This is a genomic window from Immundisolibacter sp. (assembly GCF_028696615.1).
GTDB lineage: Bacteria > Pseudomonadota > Gammaproteobacteria > Immundisolibacterales > Immundisolibacteraceae > Immundisolibacter.
Genome location: NZ_JAQVGQ010000295.1, coordinates 1 through 2,799, shown reverse-complemented (window position 1 = coordinate 2,799; position 2,799 = coordinate 1). Strand labels below are relative to the sequence as shown.

The following is a 2,799-nucleotide window of genomic DNA, read 5'->3' as shown; positions in this document are numbered from 1 at the left end:
CTGACGAACGGAAAGCCGGGGCAGGTCCCGGCGCTCAGGAGACCCCTGCCATGAACAAGCATTCGGTATTCAAGGCGTTTGCCGGCCTCGGCGCCGGTCTGCTGCTGCTCGGCGCGGCTGCCGCGCCCCAGGCGGCGATCACCATCACCAAGGCCGACGGCTCCATCTGCACCGACGGCACCATAAACGTCAACGGTACCGTGACCCCGGTAGACGCCACTTGCAGCGCCCCGCCCCCGCCGGGCAATTTCACGCTGACCGTGAGCAAGGCCGGCACCGGGTCCGGCACGGTCACCGGCACCGGCTTCAGTTGCGGCGCGGACTGCACCGAGAGCTATCCCGAGGGCACCGCGGTCAATGTCACCCTGACCGCGACCGCCAATCCCGGCTCCACCTTCAGCGGCTGGAGCGGACAGGGCTGCTCCGGCACCGGACCCTGCACCGTCAACACCACCATCACCGGCAATCTCTCGGTCACCGCCACCTTTACCGCCGATGCCCCGCCGCCCGGGGCCTGCGGTGCCCTGCCGGCCAATACCACCGTGGTCGATACCGGCAACATGAACGCCGTCTGGGCGCAGCAGACCTTCTTCCCGCTGCCGCAGATCATTACCGCCTTTGAGATGACCGTCCCCTCCGGATTCAACCAGGAGAACGACGTCACGGTCACCAAGACCAGCGGCGCGCAGCGCAGCAAGCTGGTGGTGGTGTCCACCTGCCCCGGGGTGCTGGAGCCGGTGGGCGGTCAGAGCTCCTGCATGAAATACCAGTTGGAAAGCATCAAGATCAAGATGAGCGCCAGTCCATCGGCCAGCAGCTACTACTGCAAGCTGGAGGCGAACAAGACCTACTACATCAATGCGGTATCCAAGACGGCGCTGACCGATACCGCCTATAGCTGCACCAACACCACCAACTGCTCGTTCTTCGCCAGCCGCAGCGCGCCCTACTGAGCCGCGCCGCCGGCGCCACCCGCGCCCGCATTGGTTACAATGCGGGCGTTTTTTTATCCGCCGTCCGCGAGAAATCCCGCTTCATGACGATGTCGTTCCGCGTTGCCCTGTTCCTGTGCTGCTCGTTACCCTTTGCCGCCGGCCCGCTGCGCGCCGCCGAGGCCCAGTCCTACCCGGACGACACCGTGGTGCTGGCGCACGGCAACACGCGCGTCACCCTGGGCGATATCCGCCGGTCCATCGAGCTGACCATTCCCCCTGAACAGCTGCGCCGCTTCTACGCCGACCGCAAGCGCATCACCCAACACGCCGGCAATTTCTTCGTGGTCCACAAGCTGGCCGAGGAGGCGCAGGCGCGGCCGCTGACCGAGGCCGAGCGCTTCCGCGTCGAGGAGGCGCGCATACGGGCGCTGAGCCAGGTGCAGCTCGACCATATCGTCGCCCAAGAGAAACAGCCGGATTACGAGGCCGTGGCGCGCGAGGAGTGGCAAGCCCACCCGGAAAAATACCAAGCGCCGGAGGCGGTGCGGGTCGCCCATATCCTGATCAAGACCGGCGCGGACCGCACGGACGCGCAGGCACTTGCCCGCGCCCAGGAGGTGCTCGCCAAGGCCAAGGCCGGGGCGGACTTCGCGGCCCTGGCCAAGGAGTATTCCGACGATCCGTCCGCTGCCGGCAACAGCGGCGATCTCGGCTTCTTCCAGCGCGGGCAGATGGTCAAGCCGTTCGAGGACGCCGCCTTCGCGATGCAAACGCCCGGCGAGCTGGCCGGCCCCGTGAAATCCGATTTCGGCTACCACGTGATCCGCTTCGAAGCCCGCCGCCCCGCCGGGCTGCTGCCCTTCGAGCAGGTCAAGGACCGGCTGATCGCCAAGTACCGGGACGAATTCCGCACCCGCATCGTCAACCGCGAGATCGAGCGCATCGGCACGCTGCAAGGCGTCGAGACCAACTACGACGCCCTGACGAGCCTGTACCAGCCCATCGATGGCGACCCCGCCAAGAAGGCGGCCGAGAGCAAAGCCGCCCCGAACGACAAGGCGGTCGGCGCGCCAAAATAACCCGACCCGAGGGGCTACATGGGCGACGCATTGTGCTGGCGGGTGGCGCTCCGCCGGGCGATGTTGCGTGGCCGGTGCCCGCGGCGCGGCTCATGCTCGGGGTGTCCACACGTCGACGTGGTTTCCGACTGCCTGAGTCGCGCGCCGATGCCTGCGCGCGGCAAGGCTGGTTTGGTCAACGGGTGTGCTCAAAAGACGCCGCCCCTCCTGGGGGGGGCTGGGTTTATTGCGGCGGTCGGCGGCGCTCGCCCAGCTGCGGCCCACCTTCGGCGCGCGGCCGGTGTTCACGTGGTATTCCAATTGGTTCTGATGGGGCCGTCGCCCGGGGCCGTGTTGCCGGCGCCGCAGTCGCTGTGGCCCGCCACGCCCCCGACCCATCCGATCGCGACCTTGCGCGGGCTACCGTTCGCGGGCACGGTGTCGGAGCTGCGCGGCCAGCCCTGTTGCGGCGCGGCGCTGCGCGATGGCTGCGTCGATGCGCGCTGAGCCGGCTTGCACCGATGCCGCCATCGCGGTGCAGGGGCTGGGCAAGGATTACCGCATCTTCGACAGCCCGCGCGACCGCTTCCTGCAGTTCTTCAGCCGGCGGCCGCGCTATCGGGTGCATCGGGCGCTGCAGGACATCGATTTCCGCGTCGCCCCCGGCGAGGTGGTGGGCATCCTGGGACGCAACGGCTCGGGCAAGTCGACGCTGCGCCCGATCCTGAGCGGGGGCCACGACCCGCGCGCCGGCAGCTTCCCCATCCGGGGCCGGCTGGCCGCGCTGCTGGCGCTGGGCGCCGGCT

The 2,799-nt window shown here is 68.6% G+C and carries 3 protein-coding genes; all 3 read left to right on the top strand.

Translation table 11 applies throughout. The features are described from left to right. Window positions 1–50: 50 nt before the first annotated feature. Window positions 51–953, top strand: a complete 903-nt coding sequence (locus tag PHC73_RS13425; protein ID WP_300129267.1) for a hypothetical protein — start codon at window positions 51–53, stop codon at window positions 951–953. 83 nt (window positions 954–1,036) lie between these two features. Further along, complete coding sequence (locus PHC73_RS13420) at window positions 1,037–2,014, top strand: peptidylprolyl isomerase (protein WP_300129265.1); 978 nt, start codon at window positions 1,037–1,039, stop codon at window positions 2,012–2,014. Between the two features lie 475 nt (window positions 2,015–2,489). Beyond that, on the top strand, window positions 2,490–2,799 hold a 310-nt coding region (locus PHC73_RS13415; RefSeq protein WP_300129263.1), incomplete at its 3' end, for an ATP-binding cassette domain-containing protein.

Bases quoted from the DNA above. Each gene is read 5' to 3' on its own strand.
- PHC73_RS13425 (WP_300129267.1), top strand. From the start codon at position 51: ATGAACAAGCATTCGGTATTCAAGGCGTTTGCCGGCCTCGGCGCCGGT.
- PHC73_RS13420 (WP_300129265.1), top strand. From the start codon at position 1,037: ATGACGATGTCGTTCCGCGTTGCCCTGTTCCTGTGCTGCTCGTTACCC.